Raw genomic sequence first — 22,805 nt, 5'->3', positions numbered from 1 at the left:
GGGCCTGTCGGACGCGTCGCGGCGCACGTCGAGGACGAGGGGGCCACGGGCGACCTCGTGGCCCGCTACGCCGACGCCTTCCCGGAGGCTTACAAGGAGGACTTCGACGGCGAGGCCGCCTACCTGGACCTGCAGCGGATGGGTGAGCTGCACGGCAGCGAGGCCTCGGCCCGGCCGCACGTCTACCGCGGGGAGGGCGACGCCGCCACCGAGCGACGGCTCAAGGTCTACCGCTCCGACCCGATGTCGCTCACCCACGTCCTGCCGGTCTTCGCCGACCTCGGGCTCGAGGTGACCGTCCAGCGCCCCTACGAGCTCGACGGCAGCGACGACGACGGCTCCTCCGACTACATCTACGACTTCGGCCTGCGGGCGCGCGAGGAGTCGGTCTGGACCGGTGGCGAGCACCGGACGGAGGAGGAGGCGGCCCGCGCCTTCGAGGACGCCTTCACCGCGATCTGGGGCGGGGCCAGCGAGTCGGACACGCTCAACTCGCTCGTGCTCACGGCGGGACTGGACTGGCGGCGCGTGGTCATCCTGCGCACGCTGGTGCGTTACCTGCGCCAGGTCGGCACCTTCAGCCTGAACTACCTCGAGGAGGCGCTGGTCGCCAACCCGGGCATCGCGCGGCTGCTCATCGACCTGTTCGCGGCACGTTTCGACCCTGATGCCGAGGGGGGCGAGCAGGAGCGCGAGCAGCGGACCGCGGACGTCTCCGACGACCTCTACCGCGCGCTGGACGAGGTCGCGAGCCTGGACCAGGACCGCATCCTGCGCAGCCTCGCGGACGTCGTCCGGGCGACGCTGCGCACCAACTTCTACCAGCGGGGCGAGGACGGTGAGCCCAAGGCCTGGGTGAGCCTCAAGCTGCTGCCGCGCGAGCTCGAGCTCCTCCCCGAGCCGCGCCCCGCCTTCGAGATCTGGGTGTATGCCCCGCGCGTCGAGGGCAGCCACCTGCGCTTCGGGCCGGTGGCCCGAGGCGGGCTGCGCTGGAGCGACCGGCGCGAGGACTTCCGCACCGAGGTGCTGGGCCTGGTCAAGGCGCAGATGGTCAAGAACGCCGTCATCGTGCCGACCGGGTCCAAGGGTGCCTTCTTCCCCAAGCAGCTGCCCGACCCGGCGGCGGACCGCGAGGCCTGGATGGAGGAGGGCAGGGCCGCCTACCGCACCTTCATCAGCGGGATGCTCGACATCACCGACAACCGGCGCGGCGGCGAGGTGCAGCCGCCCGATCGGGTCGTGCGTCACGACGGCGACGATCCCTACCTCGTCGTCGCGGCGGACAAGGGAACCGCCACCTTCTCCGACATCGCCAACGGGGTCGCGCGGGACTACGGCTTCTGGCTGGACGACGCCTTCGCCTCGGGAGGTTCGGCGGGCTACGACCACAAGGGCATGGGGATCACGGCGCGCGGCGCCTGGGAGTCGGTCAAGCGGCACTTCCGGGAGCTGGGTCTGGACACCCAGTCCGAGGAGTTCACCGTCGTCGGCATCGGCGACATGAGCGGCGACGTCTTCGGCAACGGCATGCTGCTGTCCGAGCACATCCTGCTGGTGGCGGCGTTCGACCACCGGCACATCTTCCTCGACCCCGACCCCGACGCGGCGACCTCCTTCGCCGAGCGTCGACGGCTCTTCGAGCTGCCCCGGTCGAGCTGGGAGGACTACGACACCTCGCTCATCAGCGAAGGGGGCGGGGTCTACCCCCGGAGCCAGAAGTCGCTCCCGGTGAGTGGCCAGGTCCGGGCGCGCCTCGGGCTCCCCGACGAGGTGACCTCGATGACGCCGCACGAGATGCTGCGCGCCATCCTGAGCGCCCCGGTCGACCTGCTGTGGAACGGCGGGATCGGCACCTACGTCAAGGCCTCCACGGAGACCGACGCCCAGATCGGCGACCGCGCCAACGACCCGATCCGGGTGGACGGCCAGGACCTGCGGGTCCGGGTCGTCGGTGAGGGCGGCAACCTCGGGCTGTCGCAGCGCGGTCGCATCGAGGCGGCCGAGCACGGGGTCCACGTCAACACCGATGCCATCGACAACTCCGCCGGGGTCGACACCTCCGACCACGAGGTCAACATCAAGATCGCCCTGACCCCCCTGGTCCAGGACGGCACGATGTCGATGGCCGAGCGTGACGAGCTGCTCGCCTCGATGACCGAGGAGGTGGCGGACAAGGTGCTGCGGCACAACTACGACCAGAACGTCCTCATCGGCAACGGCCGTCACCAGCGCGAGGTCATGGTGACCGTCCACCAGCGGCTCATCCGCTACCTGAGCGAGCACGCAGGGCTCGACCCCGAGCTGGAGTTCCTGCCCGACGACGCCGAGTGGGAGCGTCGTGAGAGTGAGGGCCTGGGGCTGACCAGCCCCGAGTTCTCCGTGCTCGTCGCCTACGCCAAGCTGGGCTTGAAGGATGCGCTCATCGAGACCGAGCTGCCGGACGACCCGGCGCTCGCGGAGTCGCTGCTCACCTACTTCCCGGAGCCGCTGCGGGAGGTCGCGGCGGAGCAGATCACCGAGCACCCGCTGCGCCGGCAGATCGTGGTCAACGAGATCGCGAACGCCATGGTCAACCGCGGTGGGGTGTCCTTCGCCTTCCGGGCCGTGGAGGAGACCGGCGCCACGGTCGCGCAGATCACCCGGGCCTTCCACGTCGTCCGCTCCGTCTTCGGGTTGGCCGACTTCACCGCCGCCGTGGAGCGGTTGGACAACACCGTCCCGACCGATGTCCAGACCGAGCTCTACCTCGAGTTCCGCCGCCTCCTGGACCGCGCGACCCGGTGGTTCCTCAACAACCGGTCGCTCTCCACCGGGATGGACGCCGAGATCGAGCGCTTCACGGAGCCGGTGCGACGCCTGGTCCCCGCACTGCCGGAGCTGCTGCAGGGCAGCGAGCGGGAGCGGTGGCAGGAGCGCGCGGAGTGGGCCCGTGCCAACGACATCCCGGACGACCTCGCCGCGGTCTTCGCCTCGCTGCTCGACAGCTACTCCTTGCTGGACGTGGTGGAGCTGGCCCAGGACATGGGCCGGGACGTCGACGAGGTGGCGCAGGTCTACTTCGGGGTGTCCGAGGCCTTCCGGATCGACGACCTGCTCACCCATGTCTCGCACCTGCCGCGCGAGGACCGCTGGTCCTCCCTGGCCCGGGGCGCGCTGCGGGACGATCTCTACGGCGTCATGCGGGGCCTCACCCGCACCGTGGTCGAGCGCACCGACTCCGGCGAGTCCGCCGAGGCGCTGGAGCGGGTCCGCGAGTGGATGGCGGAGAACCGAGAGGCGCTGGTGCGGACCAGCCAGGTGCTGCGCACGGTCAGCGCGATGGACCAGCCTGACCTCGCCCCGCTCTCGGTGGCGCTGCGCACCCTGCGAGGTCTGGTCCGGCAGGGCTCGGCCGACTGACCTCTGCGACACTCGCCTCGTGGCTGTTCTGCGGGAGACCCTGTCGCGTTCCTCGATGTCCGGCGCGGACGTCGACTGGGTGCACCGGTTGGTGGGTGACTGGCAGATGCTGGCCGACCTGGCCTTCGCCGACCTGACGCTGTGGTTGCCGGTGCAGCGGGACGACGCCGCGGACCCGCACGTCTCCCCGTGGTTCCTCGCGGCGCACGCCCGTCCCTCGACGGGACCCAACTTCTACCACGACGACGTCATCGGGCAGACGCCCGGCGAGGGCCGGCAGCGGCTCCTGACGCAGGTCATGGACAGCGGCCTGCCGATGACCCCCGACGAGGTCGGCTTCGTCCGGGAGCAGTACGTCCCCGTCGTGCGCACCGGGCGGCCCATCGCCGTCCTGGTCCGGCACACCGACCTGCAGAACATGCGTCAGCAGGGCGGCCTGGAGGTCAACTACCTCCAGATCAGCCAGCAGCTGTTCTCGATGATCGCCGAGGGCGCCTTCCCCATGGACCACACCGCGACCGGGGTGGGCCGTGGCACGCCCCGCGTCGGTGACGGGGTGCTGCGGCTCACGGCCGACGGCATCATCGACTACGCCAGCCCCAACGCCGTCTCGGCGCTGCGGCGGCTCGGGCACACCGACCACGTCAACGGCGCGGACCTGGCGCAGATCGTCTCGGCCCGGCTGATGCCCGGTTCCAGCGTCGACGAGACCGTCCCGCTGGTGCTCACCGGTCGGGCGCCGTGGGGGACCGAGATCGAGACCGGCGCCATGAACCTCACGCTGCGGTCGGTGCCGCTCACCCGGGGCGGCGAGCGGGTCGGGGCGCTGCTGCTCCTGCGGGACGTCAGCGAGATCCGTCGGCGGGAGCGTGAGCTGCTGAGCAAGGAGGCGACGATCCGGGAGATCCACCACCGGGTCAAGAACAACCTGCAGACCGTGGCGGCGCTGCTGCGGCTGCAGTCCCGGCGGCTGGACGACCCGAAGGCGCAGGAGGCGCTCGCCGAGGCGGGACGTCGGCTGTCGACGGTGGCCCTCGTGCACGACACCCTCAGCCAGGGCTTCAGCGAGCGGGTCGACTTCGACGACGTCGCCACCCGCATGCTGCGGGCGACGGTGGAGGTCGCCTCGACCCAGGCCGTGGTGGAGCCGGTGCTCGAGGGGTCCTTCGGCTGGCTGCCCCCGGACGACGCGACGCACCTGGCGATGATCCTGGCCGAGCTCGTCCACAACGCGGTCGAGCACGGCTTCGAGGAGGGGGAGGAGCGTGGCGGGGGCTACCGGGTCGTGGTGAGCGCGCACCGGCACCGGGACAACGAGGCCGGTGAGGACCTCCTCGAGGTGCGCGTCGCGGACAACGGCACGGGGTATGCGCCCTCCGGCGCCGAGCGTCACGGCCTGGGTACGCAGATCGTCGAGGCCCTCATCAGCGACCTGCGGGGACAGATCAGCTGGGAGACGGCGAAGCCGCACGGGACCGTCGTGCGGTTCACCGTGCGGCTTCGCGGGTCCGTCACCGCCTGAGGGTCACGGCCTCGGGCGGGGACGGGGTACGGGCGCGGAGGGGGGCGCGGCGCCTCAGCTCGCGCGGCGGGCGCGTGCCTTGCGTCGCTTGAGGGCGCGGCGCTCGTCCTCGGAGAGTCCTCCCCACACGCCGGCGTCCTGGCCGGTCTCGAGCGCCCACTTCAGGCAGGTGTCGATCACCGGGCAGGTGCGGCAGACGGCCTTGGCCTCCTCGATCTGCTGCAGCGCCGGGCCGGTGTTGCCGATCGGGAAGAAGAGCTCGGGGTCTTCCTCGAGGCACGCCGCGCGGTTGCGCCAGTCCATCAGTGTCTGCTCCTTGGTCGGTGCCCCGGTCGGGGCGGGTCGTCGTGGTCGTCGTCGCCCGCAACCGGATCAGCGGTGCGCCGGGCGGCGACGACACCTCGTTGTCCGTCTTCGAGAGCGGTGCCAGGTCGGGGGTCGGCACCGCGGTCACTGCCTGTGCCAACGCCGGGGCCAAGGTCAGTGTTCCCATCCTCCCATCGCGACACGCCGTAGCACAAGGGTCAACTCGCGCCACCTGGCCGGTCCGGGTGAGGCGTCAATCACACTCGAGACCGCCTGCGTAGGGTGGGTCGGACGTCATCCACCGAGCAGAGGAGTCCCTGTCGTGAGCAGCAGCAGCCCGAGCCTGGCCGTCGTCGGCGCCCGCGTCGTCCCCGTCGAGGGCGAGGTGATCGAGGACGGGACGGTGCTCGTGCGCGAGGGCCGCATCGCGGCGGTCGGTCCGCGCACGGAGGTGGACCTCCCCGACGGCGTCGAGGTCGTCGACGCCGCCGGTGGGTGGCTCCTGCCCGGCCTCATCGACGCGCACGTCCACCTCGGCGTCTGGGAGGAGGGCGAGGGCTGGGCCGGCGTCGACGGCAACGAGGCGACCGACCCGGTCATGGCCGCGGCGCGGGCCATCGATGCCATCAACCCGCGGGAGCAGGGCTTCGACGACGCGCTCGGAGCCGGGGTCACGACGGTCAACGTCAACCCCGGTTCGGCCAACCCCATCGGGGGTCAGGCGGTGGCGCTCAAGACCTACGGTCGCTACGTCGACGAGATGGTGCTCCGCAACCCCTCGGGCGTCAAGGCAGCCCTGGGGGAGAACCCGAAGCGGGTCTACGGCGACCAGCAGAAGACGCCGTCGACCCGGCTCGGTGTCGCGCTGGTGCTGCGCAAGGCCTTCGCCGCCGCCCGCAGCTACCAGGCCAGGCAGGCCGCGTCGGAGACCCCGGTCGACACGGACCTGGTCAGCGAGATCCTGGTGCAGGTGCTCGAGCGCGAGATCCCCTGGCGTCAGCACTGCCACCGCGCCGACGACATCGCGACGGCGATCCGGCTCTCCGAGGAGTTCGGCTACCGCCTGGTGCTGGACCACGGGACCGAGGCCTATCTGCTCGCAGACGTCGTCGCCGAGCACGACATCCCGGTCCTCTACGGCCCGATGATCGTGAGCCGGTCCAAGGTCGAGGTCCGGAACCGCACCCCGCGCGGCCCGGGCATCCTGGACCGGGCCGGCGTGGCGGTCTCGATCATCACCGACCACCCGGTCGTGCCGATCGACCACCTCATCACCCAGGTCGCCCTGGCCGTGCGCGAGGGGATGGACCGTGACGCCGCTCTGCGCTCGGTCACCATCAACCCGGCGCGGGTGCTCGGGGTCGAGGAGCGGGTCGGCTCGCTGGCGGTCGGCAAGGACGCGGACCTGGCGTGGTGGTCGGGGGACCCGCTGGACCTCCAGTCCCGGGTGCTGCGCACCTGGATCGATGGCGTCGAGGTCTACACCTACGACCAGGAAGCGGGCACGGGCAGCGTCCGGCCCCGCTGAGGGCCCCGCCGGGGGTCGACCCACGGGAGGCCCTCGACGTGGACTCGACTCAGTGGCCCGGCGTCACCAGGTCGGGGCGGCGCTCGGCGCGCACGCAGTCGGGGCAGAGCCCATGGCCCGGCAGCCGGTCGAACAGGCAGCAGCCGCGGCGCAGGAAGGCCTCCTCGGGCTGCTGCATGGCCCCGCCGGTGCCCTCGGGCAGCCCGGCCCGCTCGACCACGCGTCCCCCGGGCGCGAGCCCGGGGTGTCCCAACAGCGCCCGCGCCAGCGCCCAGGCGGAGGTGGCGGCAGCCGGTCGCAGGGCGCTGAGCACCCGGGCCGCCCCGACCAGGCTCGACGCCGAGTTGGACCGCAGCACCTGCGCCGACACCGGTCCCACCCGGGCGCAGCCGGCGTCGAGCGCGGCCAGGCCGTCCTCCAGCACGACCTCGCCCACGACGCGCGTCGCCTCGTCGGTGCCGCGGACGGCATACCCCCGGTCCGGGTCCCTCAGCCCGAGCGGGACGGGTCCGCGGTGCCCGGGGCTCGCCACGAGGTTCTCGGCGGCCAGGTCGGGGACCCAGTCGTGCAGCACGGCGCCGGCCATCGTCACCGACCACAGTCGGGAGGCGAGGCCGACCTGCAGCGCCGACATCGCGACCTTGGGATCGACGTCCTCCAGAGGTATGCCGCTGGAGGCGGCGATCGCCGCCCGCACGTCCGCGGCGCGCGCCGCCAGCCGCTCGTGGCTGAGCACCTCCACCCAGGGCAGGGCGTCCCCGTGCTCCCCGGCCGGGTCGGCGAGGGCGAAGAAGCCGCCGAGGTCCCGCAGGCTCGGCAGCAGCCCGGCCGGGGCCGTCGCGGGCATACGGTCGTCCTCAGCCGTCGGTGCGCACCTCGGCGCCCTCCCGCTGGCTCAGCACGGCGCGGGCGGCCGAGAAGCGCGCGATGGGCACGCGGTAGGGCGAGCAGGAGACGTAGCTCAGACCGAGCTCCTCGAAGAGTCCGATCGAGGCCGGGTCGCCGCCGTGCTCGCCGCAGACGCCGAGCTTGAGCTCGGGCTTCGTGCTGCGGCCGCGCTCGGCGCCGATCCGGACCAGCCCGCCGACGCGTCCCGGTCGATCGACTCGAACGGGTTGTGCGGGATGACCTCGTCGCGCACGTAGGCGCCGAGGAAGCCGCCCTCGGCGTCGTCCCGGGAGATGCCGATGCCGGTCTGGGTGAGGTCGTTGGTGCCGAAGGAGAAGAAGTCGGCGTGCTCGGCGATCTGGTCGGCGACCACGGCGGCCCGCGGCAGCTCGATCATCGTGCCGACGGTGACGTCCAGCTGGGCGCCGGCGCCCTCCAGCTCCTCGGCGACCGCGCGCTCGACCACCTCGCGCTGGGCCTTCAGCTCGGCGGCGTAGGCGACGAGCGGGATCATGATCTCCACGCCGGCCGTCTCGCCCTCGCGCTCGCGCACGGCCAGGGCGGCGCGCACGATGGCGCGGGTCTGCATCTCCGGGATCTCGGGGTAGAGCATGGCGAGCCGGCAGCCGCGGGTGCCCAGCATGGGGTTCTGCTCGTGCAGCCTCTTGACCTGGGCGAGCAGCGTCCGGGCGGAGGCCAGCTCCTCGGCGTCGCCGTCGGTGAGTTCGAGCCGCTGGACGAGCAGCGACTGTTCGACGAGGTCGGGGAGGAACTCGTGCAGCGGCGGGTCGAGCAGGCGCACCGTCACCGGCAGCCCCGTCATCGCCGTGAAGATGGCCTCGAAGTCCTCCTGCTGCATCGGCAGGATCTCCTCCAGGGCCGAGGCCCGCTCCTCCTCGGTGTCGGCGAGGATCATCCGCCGGACGGCCGGCAGCCGGTCGCTGGCCATGAACATGTGCTCGGTGCGGCACAGCCCGATGCCCTCCGCGCCGAGCTCGCGGGCCCTCGCCGCGTCCTCGCCGGTGTCGGCGTTGGCGCGCACCCCGAGCCGGCGCACCTCGTCGGCCCAGGTGACGATCGCCTCGAAGTCCTCGTTGATCTGCGGCGGCACCAGCTCCAGCGCCTCGCCGTAGACCTCGCCGGTGGAGCCGTCCAGCGTGATCTGGTCGCCCTCGGAGAAGGTCCGGTCGCCGACGGTCAGCGTCTTCTCGGCCGTGTTGATGCGGATGCCGCTCGCGCCGGCGACGCAGGGCTTGCCCATGCCGCGGGCGACGACGGCGGCGTGCGAGGTCATCCCGCCGTGGGCGGTGAGGACGCCCTGGGCGACGATGACGCCGTGGATGTCGTCCGGCGTCGTCTCGTAGCGCACGAGGACGACCGGGTCGCCGGCGCCGCCGCGCTGCGCCGCGGTGTCGGCGTCGAAGACGATCTCGCCGACGGCCGCGCCGGGAGAGGCGGGCAGGCCCTTGACCAGCGGCTCCTTGCCGTGCTCGGGGTCGATGGCCGGGTGGAGCAGCTGGTCCAGCTGGCTCGGCTCGACCCGCTCCAGCGCCTCCTCCTGCGTCAGCACGCCCTCGGAGACCATGTCGCGCGCGACGCGCAGGGCCGCCGCGGCGGTGCGCTTGCCGTTGCGGGTCTGGAGCAGGTAGAGCGTGCCGTCCTCGACGGTGAACTCGATGTCCTGCATGTCCTTGTAGTGCGCCTCGAGGTCGCGCATGGTCTGCAGCAGCTGCTCGTAGGCCTCGGGCAGCACCTGCTCCATCTCGGCCAGCGACTTGGGCGTGCGGATGCCGGCGACGACGTCCTCGCCCTGGGCGTTGAGCAGGAACTCGCCGTAGAGCTCCTTGCCGCCGGTGGAGGGGTTGCGGGTGAAGCACACGCCGGTGGCCGAGGTGTCGCCACGGTTGCCGAAGACCATCTGCATGACGTTGACCGCGGTGCCGAGGTCGTCGGGGATGTCGTTGGCGCGCCGGTAGACGCGAGCCCGCGGGGTGTCCCACGAGTCGAAGACAGCGGAGATCGCGCCCTTGAGCTGGTCGCGGGGGTCGGTCGGCAGGTCCCGGCCGAGCTCGCGGCGGGAGACGTCCTTGAACGTCTCGACGAGCTCGCGCAGGTCCTCGGTGGTCAGCTCGGTGTCCTGCTCCACACCGCGGCGCGACTTCAGCGCGGTGAGCTCGTCCTCGTAGGCGTGCGGGGCGACCCCCTCGACGACCTCGCCGTACATCTGTAGGAAGCGGCGGTAGGAGTCCCAGGCGAAGCGGGGGTTGTCGGCCTCGGCGGCGAGCGCCTCGACCGTGTCGTCGCCGATCCCGAGGTTGAGGATGGTGTCCATCATCCCGGGCATCGAGACGACGGCACCGGAGCGGACCGACAGGAGCAGCGGGTTGCGTCCCTCGGCATCGCCCCCGAGCGAGCGGCCGGTGCGCTCCTCCAGCCGCTCCAGCGAGGACAGCACGTCCTCCCAGAGGTTCTCGGGCCACTCGCCGCCGGACTCCATCGTGGCGATGCAGGCGGCGGTGCTCACGGTGAAGCCGTCCGGGACGGGGATGCCCAGGCGCTTCATCTCCGCCAGGTTGGCGCCCTTGCCGCCGAGGAGGGAGCGCATCTGCGCGTCGCCCTCGGACATGTCGTAGAGGTAGGTCTGTTCCTGCCCGGCCATCATCGATCGGTCTCCTCGCGGTCTCGGCGGGGCCGCGCTGCCCCGGAGCTTGGTGTCTCGGAGCCTACCGCCCTCCGCGGCCCCCGCCGGAGGCAGCCTCACGGCGACGCTGCACCACCTCGATGACGCGCCCCGCCGCCTCCTCCAGCGCCAGGTCGGTCGTCTCGATCACCGGGCAGCCCAGGCTCCGCTGGAGCTGGGCGACCTCGTCCAGCTCGTCGAAGATCCTCACCAGGTCGGTGTAGCCGTCGCGATGGCCCTGGGTGCTGCCCATGGCCCGCACCCGGCGGCCCCGAATCTGCTGCAGCCGCTCGGGGTCGATGGTCAGCCCGACGATCTTCCACCGCTGGACGTCGAAGAGCTGCTCGGGCGGCGCGATGCCGGGGACGAGCGCGATGTTGGCGGTGCGGTAGCCCAGGTAGCCGAGATACATCGACAGCGGCGTCTTGCCGGTGCGGCTCACCCCGATGAGCACGATGTCGGCCTCGCGCAGGTGGTTGGACAGGTTGCCGTCGTCGTTGGCGATGGCGAACTCCATCGCCGCGACCCGCTTGAAGTAGTCCTCGCCCACCCCCACCGGGCGCACCACCCGCTCCGGGTCCTGCCCGGTGACCGCGGTGAGCGCCGTCACGGCGGGCTCGAGCAGGTCGGCGTGCGGCACCCCATGCTCCTCGCAGAGCTGGGTCACCCGCAGCCGCAGGGCCTCGTCGACGACGGTGGAGAAGACGACGGTGCGCACCTGGTCCGGACGCATGCGGGCGAAGGAGTCGTGCAGCCCGTCCAACGACGTCTGCCGTGGGTGGCGCACGATGCGGATGTCGTGGTCGTGGAACTGTGCCGCGGCCGCGCGGGCCACGCGGGCGGCGGTGTCGCCGGTGGAGTCGGCGATGATGTGCAGCTCGATCGGGGGGCGCGCCATGGCCCGAGGGTATGCCGTCGGCTCAGACCGGCTCGTTGCGGTCGCCCGGGGCGGGCTCGGTCGCGATCCCCTCGACGTCACCGGCGAGCGCTCGGTCGGCCACCGGGTCGGCCGCCGGCTCGGGCTCCTTAGCCGACGCCTGGGCGTCGGCGAGGTCACCCTGGCCCTGGGGCTCGTCCTCGACGGGCACGCCGGCCTGGGTGTCCTCGTCGGAGTCGATGCTGCCGCCGACGAAGGTGCCCTGCTCGGGTCCTTGCGCATCCTTCGGTTGCTGGCTCATGACGTCAGCCTGCACCGCGCCGCACCCGGCGGCAACCGGGGCGGGTCAGAGGCGACCGCGGTGGTGCACGTCCTCGGAGAGCCGGATGACCGCGTAGTAGAGCTCCAGGCTCATCCGGGCGAAGGCGAGGTAGACCAGGCCGATGATCGGCGAGGCGATGATGAGGAGCAGGCCGAGGATGATCCCGGCGCCGCCCTGGAACATCGAGCTGATCCCGGTGATGGCGATGCCGACCGTGAGGATCACCACGAGGACGGTCACGATCATGTAGACGATCTTGACGATGACCGGTGTGACGAAGGTGTCGAAGTTGAAGTCGAAGAGGGCGCTGAGACCCGCTGCGGTGTTCGGGCGCTGGGGCTGGTCCGGGGTGCCGTCCGGCTGCTGGGAGGTCATGGATCCAGCCTAGCGGGGGAGGTGCCGCCACATCACCGTCCCACGCTGCCAGACTTGCGGGTATGCCGGACCAGCCCGCCGACCGGGACCCCGACGCGCCGCCCGTGGTGGCGGTGGTGGGTCCGACGGCGACCGGGAAGTCGGACCTGGGGGTGCGGCTGGCGCTCGCGCTGGACGGCGAGGTCGTCTCGGCCGACGCCTCGCAGCTCTACCGGGGGATGGACCTCGGCACCGCCAAGCTCACGCTGCCCGAGCGGCAGGGGGTGCCGCACCACCAGCTCGACGTGCTCGACGCGCGCGAGGAGGCGAGCGTGGCGGCATACCAGCAGGCGGCCCGCGCCGACCTGGCCGCGATCCGGGCGCGCGGGCGGGTGCCCGTGGTCGTCGGCGGGTCCGGGCTCTACGTGCGGGCGCTGCTGGACCGGCTCGAGATCCCCCCGACCGATCCGCGCGTCCGGGCGGCCTGGGAGGGCGAGCTGGAGGCGAGGGGCGCCGAGGCGCTGCACGCGCTGCTGGCCGGGCGCGACCCGGCGGCGGCCGCACGGATCGAGCCGCGCAACGGCCGGCGGGTGGTGCGGGCGCTGGAGGTGATCGAGCTCACCGGGCGACCGTTCAGCGCCACCCTGCCGACGCGCGAGCTGGTCGAGCCGACGGTGATTCTCGGGCTGCGGGCGGACCGGGACGTCCTGGACGCGAGGATCGCGCGCCGCGCGGCGCGGATGTGGGAGGACGGGCTGCTCAAGGAGGTGCGCGGTCTCGAGCGGGAGGGGCTGCGGGAGGGGCGGACCGCCTCGCGGGCGGTGGGGTATGCCCAGGCGCTGCGCCAGCTCGACGGCGAGCTCGGAGAGGCCGAGGCGGTCGAGGACACCGCGGCCGCGACCCGCCGGCTGGCCCGCCGGCAGCAGTCGTGGTTCGGCCCCGACCCGAGGGTGACGTGGCTCGAGCACGACGCGCCGGACCTGCTCGACCGGGCGCTCGCGGTGGTCGCCGCCGGGTGAGACGGCGGGTCAGGCGCGGGCGACGCGCAGCACCCGGAAGCCCTTGCTGCTCGCCTCCCGGGTGACCTGCACCGGGCCCATCGCCGGAGGGAGGCTGGTCTGCAGCCAGGTCTGCAGCGAGTCGGCGCCGAGGTTCTTCTGGACGACGAGGTAGGCCGCCGCGTCGTCGTGCTCGGCGAGCCGGGGCAGCCAGGTGAGCAGCAACTCGTGCAGCGCCTGCTTGCCGACCCGGATCGGGGGGTTGGACCAGATGAGGTCGAGGCGGGTCTGCGGGTCGACGTCGTCGGGGCGGTCGACCCGGACCTCGCCGCAGTCGAGGGAGGCGGCGTTACGCCGGGCGAGGTCGAGGGCCCGCTCGTTGATGTCCACGGCGTGCACCCGGGCGTCGGGCGACTCCAGCGCCAGGGTGAGGGCGAGCGGCCCCCAGCCGCAGCCGAGGTCGAGGAAGGTGCCGGCGGCCGGCGGGGCGGGCGCCTGGTCGAGCAGCACGCGGGTGCCCTTGTCGATCCCGTCGGGGGAGAAGATGCCGGCGGCCGTCACCACCTCGACATCGCGGCCCGCCAGGCGGGTCCGCACGTGCCGCAGGCCGTCGTCGGAGGCCGGCTGGGCGGAGAAGTAGTGGTCGGTCGGCATCGCCAGCAGTCTCCCACCTCGCCCCACCGTTCGTCCCCACCCCTGCGGGTCGCCCCCACCCCCGCGGGGCGCCACCACCCCCGCGGATCCTCGCTCGGCCCCCGCCTACGACGGCGGGGATCGCGACGAAGCGCGGGGCCGCCCACGAAGAGTGTGGCTGGTGACCTCAGCGACGACCCGCAAGACCAGACTGCTGCCCGGCTCGGGGATGGCGACGCTCGTCGTGCACACCGTCAGCCTGCGGACCCGGTTCGTGTCCGTCGACCTGGAGCTCATGGACCGGGCTCCGGCCACGGTGCAGGAGGCACGGGCGATCGCCTCGCGCCACCTCAGCGGTGACGCCCTGGAGGCCAATCTGCAGTTCGCCGAGTACCATCTCGGGGAGGAGGAACGCTTCACCGTCCGGCCGGCGCGCTACCGCTTTGCGGACCTGACGAGGTGAGCCCCGCGGGGTCGCGGGCAACAAATCTCTGGCTCCTGGCGTTGCACCAGTGAGAGGCTGCGGTCAGACCACCCAGCCGGGACGACGTGGCCGGGGCGCGGGCATACCTGCGAGCACCGGACCAGAAGGAGATCATGGCCCAGCCGCACGACGACACCACCGCCCAGCGCCGCCAGCTGCTCGACCGCCGTGCCGAGGCGCTCGGCGAGGACAGTGACATCGACCTGCGCGAGGTGGACTGGGGGTCCTGGGGGGAGGAGACCGCGCGGGACGGTGACCAGCTCGACCGCGAGGAGCGCGCCGCGCTGCGCCGCGTCGCCGGGCTGTCCACCGAGCTCGAGGACGTCACCGAGGTCGAGTATCGCCAGCTGCGGCTGGAACGCGTCGTGCTCGCCTCCGTCTGGGAGGACAACGGGCAGACCACGCTGGCCGACGCGGAGAACTCGCTGCGCGAGCTCGCGGCTCTCGCCGAGACCGCGGGGTCGACCGTCCTCGAGGGCGTGATCCAGCGGCGGCAGAAGCCGGACCCGGCGACCTATCTCGGCAGCGGCAAGGCCGCCGAGCTGCGGGAGATCGTCGCCGCCGAGGGCGCCGACACCGTGGTGTGCGACGGCGAGCTCGGCCCGTCCCAGCGGCGTGCCCTGGAGGACGTCGTCAAGGTCAAGGTCATCGACCGCACCGCGCTGATCCTCGACATCTTCGCCCAGCACGCGAAGAGCAAGGAGGGCCGGGCCCAGGTCGAGCTGGCGCAGCTGCAGTACCTCCTGCCGCGGCTGCGCGGGTGGGGTGACTCGATGTCACGGCAGGCCGGTGGTCGGGTCGCCGGCGGTGAGGGCATCGGCTCCCGCGGCCCCGGTGAGACCAAGATCGAGCTGGACCGGCGCCGCATCAACACCCGCATCGCCAAGCTGCGTCGCGACATCACCGGCATGAAGACGGTGCGCGACACCAAGCGCTCCTCCCGCCGCACCAACAAGGTGCCCAGCGTCGCGATCGTCGGCTACACCAACGCCGGCAAGTCCTCGCTGCTCAACCGGCTCACCGGGGCGGGCGTGCTGGTGCAGAACCAGCTCTTCGCCACGCTGGACCCGACTGTCCGGCGCACCGAGAGCGAGGAGGGCCGGGCCTACACGCTCTCCGACACCGTCGGCTTCGTGAAGCGGCTGCCGCACCAGCTGGTCGAGGCCTTCCGCTCCACGCTGGAGGAGGCGGCCGACGCCGACGTGCTCCTGCACGTCGTCGACGGCGCGCACCCGGACCCGGAGGGCCAGGTCGACGCGGTGCACGCCGTGCTCGCCGAGATCGACGAGGGTGCCGCCCTGAAGATCCCCGAGGTCGTGGCGGTCAACAAGGCCGACCTCGCGGACCCGGAGGTGCTCGACCGGCTGCGGCGGGCCTACCCGCGGGTGGTCGTCGTCTCGGCGAAGACCGGTGACGGGGTGCAGGAGCTGCTGCAGGCGGTCGAGGCGGCGCTGCCGCGCCCGGAGATCCTCGTCGACGTCCTGCTGCCCTACGACCGAGGCGACCTCGTCGCCCGGCTCTACGACGAGGGCGAGATCCTGCGCGAGGAGCACACGGCCGAGGGCACCCGGGTCGAGGCCAAGGTCGACGCCGACCTGCACGGCCAGCTCGGCGCCTACGCCGTCTGAGCCTCCCCGCCCTCTCGGGAGTGACCACGCCAGAGCACAAGCCTCATCGGGATGTTCGCCGATCGAGGTCGTGCTACCCCGACGTCGGTCCGGGGTCCGCCGGGGGCTCGGGCACCCTCTGCCGGGGCTTACACGGTCCGGGTATGCCGCCAACCGTCCGGTTACTCATCCGGCGAGCTCCACGACTTCGGCGGCACAGCCCCAGCTGAGGGTCACGCCGGCGCCGCCGTGGCCGTAGCAGTGGATGACGTCACCCACCCGCTCGACCCGCACCTGCGGGCGCACCGGTCGCAGGCCGACGGCGTGCCGCAGCACACGCGCCCCGGCGAGGGCGGGCACCAGCGCGGCGGCCCGCGCGAGGATGTCCTCGGCGGTGGCGGGATCGGGCTCGCGGTCCCGCTCGCCGGGCTGGTCGGTGCCGCCCAGCACGATGTCGTCGCGGCGGGGGACGACGTAGGTCGGGCCGCCGGGCGCACCCGGGTCGAGCCACCACTGCTCCAGCCCCACCTGCTCGACGACCACCACCTGGCCACGGACCGGTGACAGGGTCGGGTCGGCGACGAGCCGCTCGGCGCCGAGCCCGGAGGCGTTGACGACCACGTCGACGCCCTCGTCCTCGCTCTCGGGCAGCCGGTCCAGGTAGGCCCGGGTCAGGGTGCCGCCGAGCTCCTCCAGACGCGCCGCCAGCCATCTCAGGTGCGTCCCCATCTCCGCCACGGGCGCCGTGAACCGCCAGCCACCGGCATACCCGGGCACGTCGGTGACGTGGGTGAGGTCGGGGACCGCGTCGGCCCACCACGGGTCGGGCTGTCGCGTGCGAAGCAGCTCGGTGCCGGAGCGCATCGCGACGCCGGTCGCCGGGTCCTGCGCCAGGTCGGCGAGGACGCCGTAGGTCGTGGCGGACCAGGCGGTGACCCGGTCCTGCGGGAGCGCGCGGTAGGGGTACCACAGAGCGGCGGCCACCGCGGAGGTCGTGGCCGGCGGCGGGTCGGCGGCCACGACGTCGACCCGGTGACCGGCCTCCAGCAGCCGGATGGCGCAGGTCAGCCCGACCACCCCGGCCCCGACCACCAGCACCGCTCGCATCGGCGCAGTGTGGCACAGCCCGACCGGTCCGGGCGGGGGAGCGGGAGGACCTGGGCTGGTCAGCCGCCGAAGTCGTCCGAGGCGACCTCGGAGTCGTCCTCGGCGATCGCGCGCACCACCCGCCGGGCGACCTCGTCCGGCTCGAGCCCGTCGGGAAGCTTCGGTGCCTCGCCGTGGATGGCGCGGTCGACCAGCCCGGTCTCGGTGTGCGGCGGCCGCACGTCGATGACCCGCACCTTCGCGCGCCGCAGCTCGGTCGCCAGCGCTCGGTCGAGGGCGGTGAGCGCGCCCTTGCTCGCGGAGTAGGCGCCCATGCCGGCCATCGGCCGCTCGGCGAGGATGGCGCTGAGGTTGACGACGAAGCCCTGCGACTCCTGGACCAGCGGCAGCAGTCGGCGCAGCAGGAAGGCGGGGCCGATGACGTTGGTGGCGAAGACCTCCTCGATCACCTCGTCGGGGGTGTCGACGAGCGCGCCGAAGGCGGCCACGCCGGCGGCGTTGACGACGCCGTCGAGCCCACCGAGGTGCTCCCGGGCGGCCTCGGCGACCAGGTCGCCCGCGCCCGCGTCCACCAGGTCGGCCACCACCACGGGGGCGTCCAGGCCGGTGTCGCGGAGCCGTTGCTCGTCGCGGCCCACGAGCAGCAGGCTGGCACCGTGGTCGGCGAGGTGCTGGGCGATGCGTGAGCCGAGGGCGCCGCTGGCACCCACGACGGCGACGCGCTGGCCGGAGAGGTCACGTGCAGGCATACCTCCACGCTAGACGCGCGGGCGTGGGCCGTCCTGCCGGGGCCTCACCGTGTGGGCTGACGACGGCGCGCGTGTGGCACGCTGGCGGCCGTGAGCACCGCTGAGCACGACCGCCTCGCCGACTCCGACGACTCGCGCGCCGCCTGGCGGCACTGGGGGCCCTACGTCTCGGCCCGGCAGTGGGGGACGGTCCGGGAGGACTACTCCGCCGACGGCAACGCCTGGGAGCACCTTCCCTTCGACCACGCCCACCTGCGCGCCTACCGCTGGGGCGAGGACGGCCTGGCCGGGCTGTGCGACGTCGACGGCTTCCTCAACCTGGGGCTCGCGCTGTGGAACGGCCGGGACGACCGGCTCAAGGAGCGGCTCTTCGGCCTGACCAACCCGCAGGGCAACCACGGCGAGGACGTCAAGGAGTACTGGTGGGCGCTGGAGGGGACGCCGACCCACAGCTACGCGTCGTGGCTCTACCGCTACCCGCAGGCGGCCTTCCCCTACGAGGAGCTGGTCCGCGTCAACGGCGAGCGCGGCGTGGCCGATGAGGAGTACGAGCTCGCCGACACCCAGGTGCTCGACGAGGACCGCTTCTTCGACGTCCAGGTCACGCACGCCAAGGCCAGCCCGAGCGACATCTGCGTCGAGATCACCGCCACCAACCACGGGCCGGATCCCGCTGCGCTGCACCTGGTCCCGCAGCTGTGGTTCCGCAACACGTGGAGCTGGGGGCTCGACGAACGTCGTCCGCGGCTGTGGGCGGGCGACCCGCGCGAGGGGTATGACGTCGCGATCGTCGGCGAGCACCACGAGCTGGGTCGGGTGCGGCTCTCGGGGTCGGCGGGCCCGGGCGCGAGGGTGCGCAAGCCCGACTTCTCTTCTGCGACAACGAGACCAACGTCGCCGCGCTCTACGGCGAGGGCGCCGTCCGGGAGGGGACGACGGCCTACCCCAAGGACGCGATCAACAGGGCCGTCGTCCACGGGCACGCCGACGCCACCAACCCGGACCAGGAGGGCACCAAGGCGGCCCTGTGGTGGGCCTTTGAACAGGTCGCGCCGGGTGCGAGCGTGACGGTCCGGCTACGGCTGACCGATCTGGACGGGGAGCCTTCCCCCGCAGCGGGATTCGAGGACGTCCTCGCCGCTCGCCGCCGGGAGTGCGACGCGTTCTACGCCGCGGTGATCCCCGCCGGCACCAGCGAGGAAGACACCCTGATCGCGCGCCGCGCCTTCGCGGGGTTGCAGTGGGGCAAGCAGCTCTACCTCTACGACCTGCGTCGCTGGATCGAGGGAGACCCGGCGCAGCCGCCGCCCCCACCGCAGCGGCATACCCGACAGTCCGGCCGCAACACCCGCTGGCGGCACGTCAACCTCGCCGAGGTCATCTCGATGCCCGACGAGTGGGAGTACCCCTGGTTCGCCACCTGGGACCTCGCCTTCCACTGCGTCGCCCTCGCCCACGTCGACCCGTTCTTCGCCAAGTGGCAGCTGCTGCTCATGTGCCGCGAGTGGGTGATGCACCCCAACGGTCAGCTGGCGGCCTACGAGTGGAACTTCTCCGACGTGAACCCGCCCGTGCACCCCTGGGCCGCGTGGCAGGTCTACAGCATCGACGGCGGGCGGGACCGCGACTTCCTGCAGCGGATCGTGCTCAAGATGCTGCTCAACTTCCCGTGGTGGGTGAACCGCAAGGACTCCGAGGGCTCCAACGTCTTCGAGGGCGGCTTCCTCGGCATGGACAACGTCGGGCTCTTCGACCGCAGCGAGGCGCTGCCGGGCGGGCAGCGGCTGGAGCAGGCCGACGCCACGGCCTGGATGGGGATGTTCTGCCTCAAGATGCTGCGGATGTCGGCCGAGTTGGCGCGCGAGGACGACGCGTGGGACGAGGTGTCCACCAAGTTCCTCGTGCACTTCCTTGCGATCGCCGAGGCGCTGGACGACTTCGGCACGCACCACACCTCGCTGTGGGACGCCGAGGACGAGTTCTTCCACGACGTGCTCGTCGCTGACGACGGCACCGCGCACCGGATGCCGGTGCGCTCGATGGTCGGGCTGCTGCCGCTCACCGGCATCTCGATCGTCCCGAACTGGGTGGCGACCGAGCTGCCGGACCTCACCGACTTCTTCCAGGGATGGACCGAACGGCGCCCCGAGCTCGCCGACGCGCTCATCCACACCAACCACCGCGGGTATGCGCTGCGCACCCTGTCGCTCATCTCCCGGGACCAGTGGCAGGCGCTGCTGGCGCCGCTGCTCGACGAGGGCGAGTTCCTCGGGCCGCACGGGATCCGCTCGCTGTCCGCGGCGCACCGCGACGGGGTCGAGGTCGCCATCGCGGGGCACCACCTGTCGCTGCGCTACGTGCCCGGCGAGTCCGACTCGGGGATGTTCGGGGGCAACTCCAACTGGCGCGGACCGGTCTGGCTGCCGGTCAACGCGCTGCTGCTGGACGCCCTGCGGATCTACGGCCGCGGTGCCGGGGCCGGGGTCGAGGTGGAGTACCCCACCGGGTCAGGGCGCCGGATGGGGATGGAGCAGGTCGCGCACCAGGTCGAGGAGCGGCTGGTCTCGCTCTTCCGCCCCGGGCCGGACGGGCGGCGGCCCAGTACGCCGCGGCACCACCCGACCGGGCCGTTGTGGGACGCCCACCCGACCTTCAGCGAGTACTTCCACGGCGACGACGGTCGCGGCCTCGGTGCCTCGCACCAGACCGGCTGGACCGCGCTCGTGGCGCACTTCATCTGCGCGCCGGACGGCATACCGAACCGCTGACGCGTGGCGCTCAGGGTGAGCGGTAGGCGGTGACCGAGTGGTCCTGGGAGACGACCCGCAGCTCGGTGCCGTCCACCTCCACCTCGGCGCCGACGTGCATGGCCAGCGGCCAGGTGACGGTGTCCGAGCCGTCGGGCGTGCTGGGGTCGACGACGCCCACTCGGCTGACGCTGCGGCGCTCGCCGAGGGTCAGCACGTCGACCGAACCGGCGCCGTCGTCCCAGGTGACCAGGTCCTCCGGCGCCGGGCTCGCCTCGCCGGTCTCCAGGTCCACGACGAGCGCGTCCTCGCCGGTGCCGACCACGGCGGTGCCCTCGGTCCCGGGGAGCACGACGGGGCGCCAGCCGTCGAGCTGTCCCTCCGCGTCACCCAGCGGGAGCTGCCAGAGCGTCTCGCCCGAGCGCGGGTCCAGGCGGACGAGCTCCACGTCGAGGTCCTCCGCCTCCACGTCGCCGTCCCCGGCCACCACGGTGCCGGAGTTCCACCGGCACGCGAGCAGCGGCTCGTCCGCCGGCTCGCGGTCCGGCACGGCGATGTCGCAGAAGGCGTCCGTGCTCTCCTCCTTCCAGACGAGGGTCCCGTCGGCGGGATCGAGGGCGAAGGCGGCGTAGTCGGTCACGTCGATGGTCACGGTGTCGCCGGACCACGCGTCGCGGGTGCCCACCGAGGCCACGATCACTTCCTCGTCGAGGACGTCCTGGAAGGTCCATCCCGTGTTGGTCGAGGCCCCTTGGGCGATCACCTCGCCCAGGTCGAGGTCCCACAGCAGCTCACCGTCCACCACCCGGCCGATGTGCTGCCCGGTCTCGCGGGCCATCCCGAGCGAGCCGATGTCCTGCCAGCCGGGGAGGCCCTCGGCGGGGGCGTCCTGGAGCGTGCCGTCGTCGGTCAGCCGGACGTCCACGGACGGGCCGCCGCGGTAGACCTGGGCACACACGCGGTCCTCGTCCGCGGCGCACCGCTCCGGCAGGTCGGCGAACTCCTGCGGGTCGGTCCGCACGAGCACGTCACCGGACTCTGGGTCACGGACCTCGAGTCGTGCGAGGCGTGACGAGCCACCCTCGGCCGGGCTGAGCAGGACCACCTGCCCGTCGACGACCCGCACGCGCGCCCCGACTCCGGTGACGGCCGAGGACATCGTCGCCGGGGCCCGCCAGCGGACCTCCCCGTCGGCCGCGCCGACCGCGACGAGCTGCATCGCCTCGGCGACGAAGGCGTAGTAGAGCACCGTCGAGCCCTCCACCACCGGTGCGGACATCGGCTGCGTGACGATCTGCCACTGCTGCTCGGCGGGCTCGGCCACGGGTGGGCCGGAGGTGGTCGTGGCGGCGGGGTCGTCGGGGGCGCGCGAGGTCGACGCCGCGTCGTCGCGGGTCGGCTCGGTGGAGGTGGTGGCGTCGGTCTCGCCGGGGCTGCCGGTGCAGGCGGCGAGCACGACGGCGAGCAGGGCTGCTGCGGTCAGTGGCGTGCGGTTCCCCATGGCGACAGCCCAGCACAGGTCGGGCGCGGTCGCAGAAGTTGTCCACAGGGTCGGCATACCTGCGGGCGAGGAGGTGGCTCAGGCGTCCGGGGTCTGTGCGGTGGGCGGCGGCGCGGACCGTTAGCGTGGAGCCATGGCGAGGGTCACCCAGCGCAGGCGGGTGCGGCGGCTGCTCGCGGACGGGACGCAGCGCGACCGGGCCGACGTCGTGGCGGGGGAGGAGCCGCTGGAGATCCGGGTCGGCGGCCGGTCGTTCTCGGTGACGATGCGCACCCCCGGTGACGACTTCGACCTCGCCGTGGGCTTCCTGCACGGCGAGGGGGTCGTGGGGTCCTGGGCGGACGTCGCCCAGATCGACTACCGCTCGGGCATCGGCGCCGACGGGCTGCGGGACTACAACGTCGTCGACGTGCAGCTCGCCGAGGGCGTCGCGCCACCGGACCCGTCCCTGGAGCGGCACGTCTACACCTCCTCCTCGTGCGGCGTGTGCGGCACCGCCTCGATCGAGGCGGTGCGCCGCACCGGGACGCACGACCTCCGGGCCGACACGACGGCATACCCGCTGGCGGAGCTGTTGGCCCTGCCGGAGCGGTTGCGGGAGGCGCAGACCGTCTTCGACCGGACCGGTGGGGTGCACGCCGCGGGGTTGTTCCTACCCGGCGACGACGGCGAGCTGGGCCTGGCCTGCCTGCGCGAGGACGTCGGGCGGCACAACGCCGTCGACAAGGTCGTGGGGTGGGCCCTGCGCGACGGGGTATGCCGCTGCGCGGCGCGGTCCTGCAGGTGTCCGGACGGGCGTCCTTCGAGCTGGTGCAGAAGGCGGCGCTGGCCGGCATACCGATGCTGTCGGCGGTCTCCGCCCCCTCCTCGCTCGCCGTCGAGCTCGCCGAGGAGACCGGGATGACGCTCGTCGGCTTCAACCGCGGCGAGAGCCTCAACGTCTACACCGGCGCCGGGCGCGTCCTGGCCGTCGGGGCCTGAGCAGGGCGGGGGCAGGCGAGGGCAGCTCCGTGGCCCCCGCACCCCAGCTGAGCAGAGAAGGGTGCCCGAGACAGGTGCAGCAACCCCTGCGCCGAGCGTGCTTCTCTGCTCAGGCGCCGTGG

Annotated in this window: 17 protein-coding genes and 2 pseudogenes; 9 read left to right on the top strand and 10 right to left on the bottom strand. The window is 72.9% G+C overall.

The genetic code is table 11. The annotated features are described in order from the left end of the window. Positions 1-57: 57 nt before the first annotated feature. Positions 58-3,399 (top strand): NAD-glutamate dehydrogenase, encoded by a 3,342-nt coding sequence (locus tag BJF80_RS14920; RefSeq protein ID WP_075814814.1) that lies wholly within the window; start codon positions 58-60, stop codon positions 3,397-3,399. Between the two features lie 19 nt (positions 3,400-3,418). After that, a complete protein-coding gene (locus BJF80_RS14915; RefSeq protein WP_075814812.1) occupies positions 3,419-4,921 on the top strand; it encodes a sensor histidine kinase in 1,503 nt (500 codons plus the stop codon). Positions 4,922-4,975: 54 nt separating this feature from the next. Here the strand turns inward: BJF80_RS14915 and BJF80_RS14910 are convergent, their stop codons facing one another. Continuing rightward, on the bottom strand, positions 4,976-5,224 hold the full coding sequence (locus BJF80_RS14910; RefSeq protein ID WP_010148753.1) for a WhiB family transcriptional regulator: 249 nt from the start codon (positions 5,222-5,224) through the stop codon (positions 4,976-4,978). A 325-nt stretch (positions 5,225-5,549) separates the two neighbouring features. On the opposite strand from BJF80_RS14910, the gene BJF80_RS14905 reads away from it, so the two are divergent. Next, positions 5,550-6,755 (top strand): amidohydrolase, encoded by a 1,206-nt coding sequence (locus tag BJF80_RS14905; protein ID WP_075814810.1) that lies wholly within the window; start codon positions 5,550-5,552, stop codon positions 6,753-6,755. A gap of 49 nt (positions 6,756-6,804) precedes the next feature. Here the strand turns inward: BJF80_RS14905 and BJF80_RS14900 are convergent, their stop codons facing one another. From BJF80_RS14900 to BJF80_RS14880, 5 genes and pseudogenes are all read right to left on the bottom strand, one after another. Continuing rightward, positions 6,805-7,602 carry a (2Fe-2S)-binding protein gene (locus BJF80_RS14900; protein ID WP_075814808.1) on the bottom strand — a complete coding sequence of 266 codons (798 nt, stop codon included), beginning with the start codon at positions 7,600-7,602 and terminating at the stop codon, positions 6,805-6,807. Between the two features lie 10 nt (positions 7,603-7,612). After that, positions 7,613-10,302: pseudogene (gene ppdK, locus BJF80_RS14895) on the bottom strand (pyruvate, phosphate dikinase). A 64-nt stretch (positions 10,303-10,366) separates the two neighbouring features. Then, the gene (locus tag BJF80_RS14890) at positions 10,367-11,221 is read right to left on the bottom strand and encodes a pyruvate, water dikinase regulatory protein (RefSeq protein ID WP_022924150.1); all 855 of its coding nucleotides are present in this window, start codon (positions 11,219-11,221) and stop codon (positions 10,367-10,369) included. A gap of 22 nt (positions 11,222-11,243) precedes the next feature. Further along, positions 11,244-11,501: a hypothetical protein gene (locus BJF80_RS14885; protein ID WP_143554145.1), complete on the bottom strand. Its 258-nt coding sequence runs from the start codon at positions 11,499-11,501 to the stop codon at positions 11,244-11,246. Between the two features lie 45 nt (positions 11,502-11,546). After that, positions 11,547-11,897: a DUF4282 domain-containing protein gene (locus BJF80_RS14880; RefSeq protein ID WP_022924148.1), complete on the bottom strand. Its 351-nt coding sequence runs from the start codon at positions 11,895-11,897 to the stop codon at positions 11,547-11,549. 62 nt (positions 11,898-11,959) lie between these two features. Between BJF80_RS14880 and miaA the strand changes: the two genes are divergently transcribed. Then, positions 11,960-12,895 (top strand): tRNA (adenosine(37)-N6)-dimethylallyltransferase MiaA, encoded by a 936-nt coding sequence (gene miaA / locus BJF80_RS14875; protein ID WP_075814806.1) that lies wholly within the window; start codon positions 11,960-11,962, stop codon positions 12,893-12,895. 9 nt (positions 12,896-12,904) lie between these two features. Here miaA and BJF80_RS14870 read toward each other — a convergent pair whose 3' ends face one another. After that, positions 12,905-13,528, bottom strand: a complete 624-nt coding sequence (locus BJF80_RS14870; protein ID WP_075814804.1) for a class I SAM-dependent methyltransferase — start codon at positions 13,526-13,528, stop codon at positions 12,905-12,907. Positions 13,529-13,688: 160 nt separating this feature from the next. On the opposite strand from BJF80_RS14870, the gene BJF80_RS14865 reads away from it, so the two are divergent. Together BJF80_RS14865 and hflX are read left to right on the top strand one after the other, a co-directional pair. Next, positions 13,689-13,970 carry a hypothetical protein gene (locus tag BJF80_RS14865; protein WP_143554144.1) on the top strand — a complete coding sequence of 94 codons (282 nt, stop codon included), beginning with the start codon at positions 13,689-13,691 and terminating at the stop codon, positions 13,968-13,970. 134 nt (positions 13,971-14,104) lie between these two features. Next, complete coding sequence (gene hflX, locus BJF80_RS14860) at positions 14,105-15,619, top strand: GTPase HflX (protein WP_075815018.1); 1,515 nt, start codon at positions 14,105-14,107, stop codon at positions 15,617-15,619. A 165-nt stretch (positions 15,620-15,784) separates the two neighbouring features. Here hflX and BJF80_RS14855 read toward each other — a convergent pair whose 3' ends face one another. Beyond that, positions 15,785-16,705 (bottom strand): FAD-dependent oxidoreductase, encoded by a 921-nt coding sequence (locus tag BJF80_RS14855; RefSeq protein WP_075814800.1) that lies wholly within the window; start codon positions 16,703-16,705, stop codon positions 15,785-15,787. Positions 16,706-16,764: 59 nt separating this feature from the next. Beyond that, the gene (locus tag BJF80_RS14850; protein WP_022924142.1) at positions 16,765-17,454 is read right to left on the bottom strand and encodes an SDR family NAD(P)-dependent oxidoreductase; all 690 of its coding nucleotides are present in this window, start codon (positions 17,452-17,454) and stop codon (positions 16,765-16,767) included. A 90-nt stretch (positions 17,455-17,544) separates the two neighbouring features. On the opposite strand from BJF80_RS14850, the gene BJF80_RS20530 reads away from it, so the two are divergent. Together BJF80_RS20530 and BJF80_RS20525 are read left to right on the top strand one after the other, a co-directional pair. Continuing rightward, positions 17,545-18,522: a hypothetical protein gene (locus tag BJF80_RS20530; protein ID WP_237767651.1), complete on the top strand. Its 978-nt coding sequence runs from the start codon at positions 17,545-17,547 to the stop codon at positions 18,520-18,522. Then, the gene (locus BJF80_RS20525; protein ID WP_237767650.1) at positions 18,519-20,222 is read left to right on the top strand and encodes an MGH1-like glycoside hydrolase domain-containing protein; all 1,704 of its coding nucleotides are present in this window, start codon (positions 18,519-18,521) and stop codon (positions 20,220-20,222) included. Before BJF80_RS20530 ends, BJF80_RS20525 begins: the two co-directional genes overlap by 4 nt. Positions 20,223-20,232: 10 nt before the next feature. Here BJF80_RS20525 and BJF80_RS14840 read toward each other — a convergent pair whose 3' ends face one another. After that, positions 20,233-21,702: a PQQ-binding-like beta-propeller repeat protein gene (locus BJF80_RS14840; RefSeq protein ID WP_022924140.1), complete on the bottom strand. Its 1,470-nt coding sequence runs from the start codon at positions 21,700-21,702 to the stop codon at positions 20,233-20,235. A gap of 133 nt (positions 21,703-21,835) precedes the next feature. Between BJF80_RS14840 and fdhD the strand changes: the two are divergent. Next, positions 21,836-22,683, top strand: a pseudogene (fdhD, locus tag BJF80_RS14835) (formate dehydrogenase accessory sulfurtransferase FdhD). Positions 22,684-22,805: the final 122 nt, after the last annotated feature.

This window comes from Serinicoccus sp. CUA-874 (assembly GCF_001942225.1).
Classification (GTDB): domain Bacteria; phylum Actinomycetota; class Actinomycetes; order Actinomycetales; family Dermatophilaceae; genus Ornithinicoccus; species Ornithinicoccus marinus.
The sequence above is the reverse complement of the archived record's forward strand: the minus strand, read 5'-3'. Positions and strand labels throughout refer to the sequence as shown.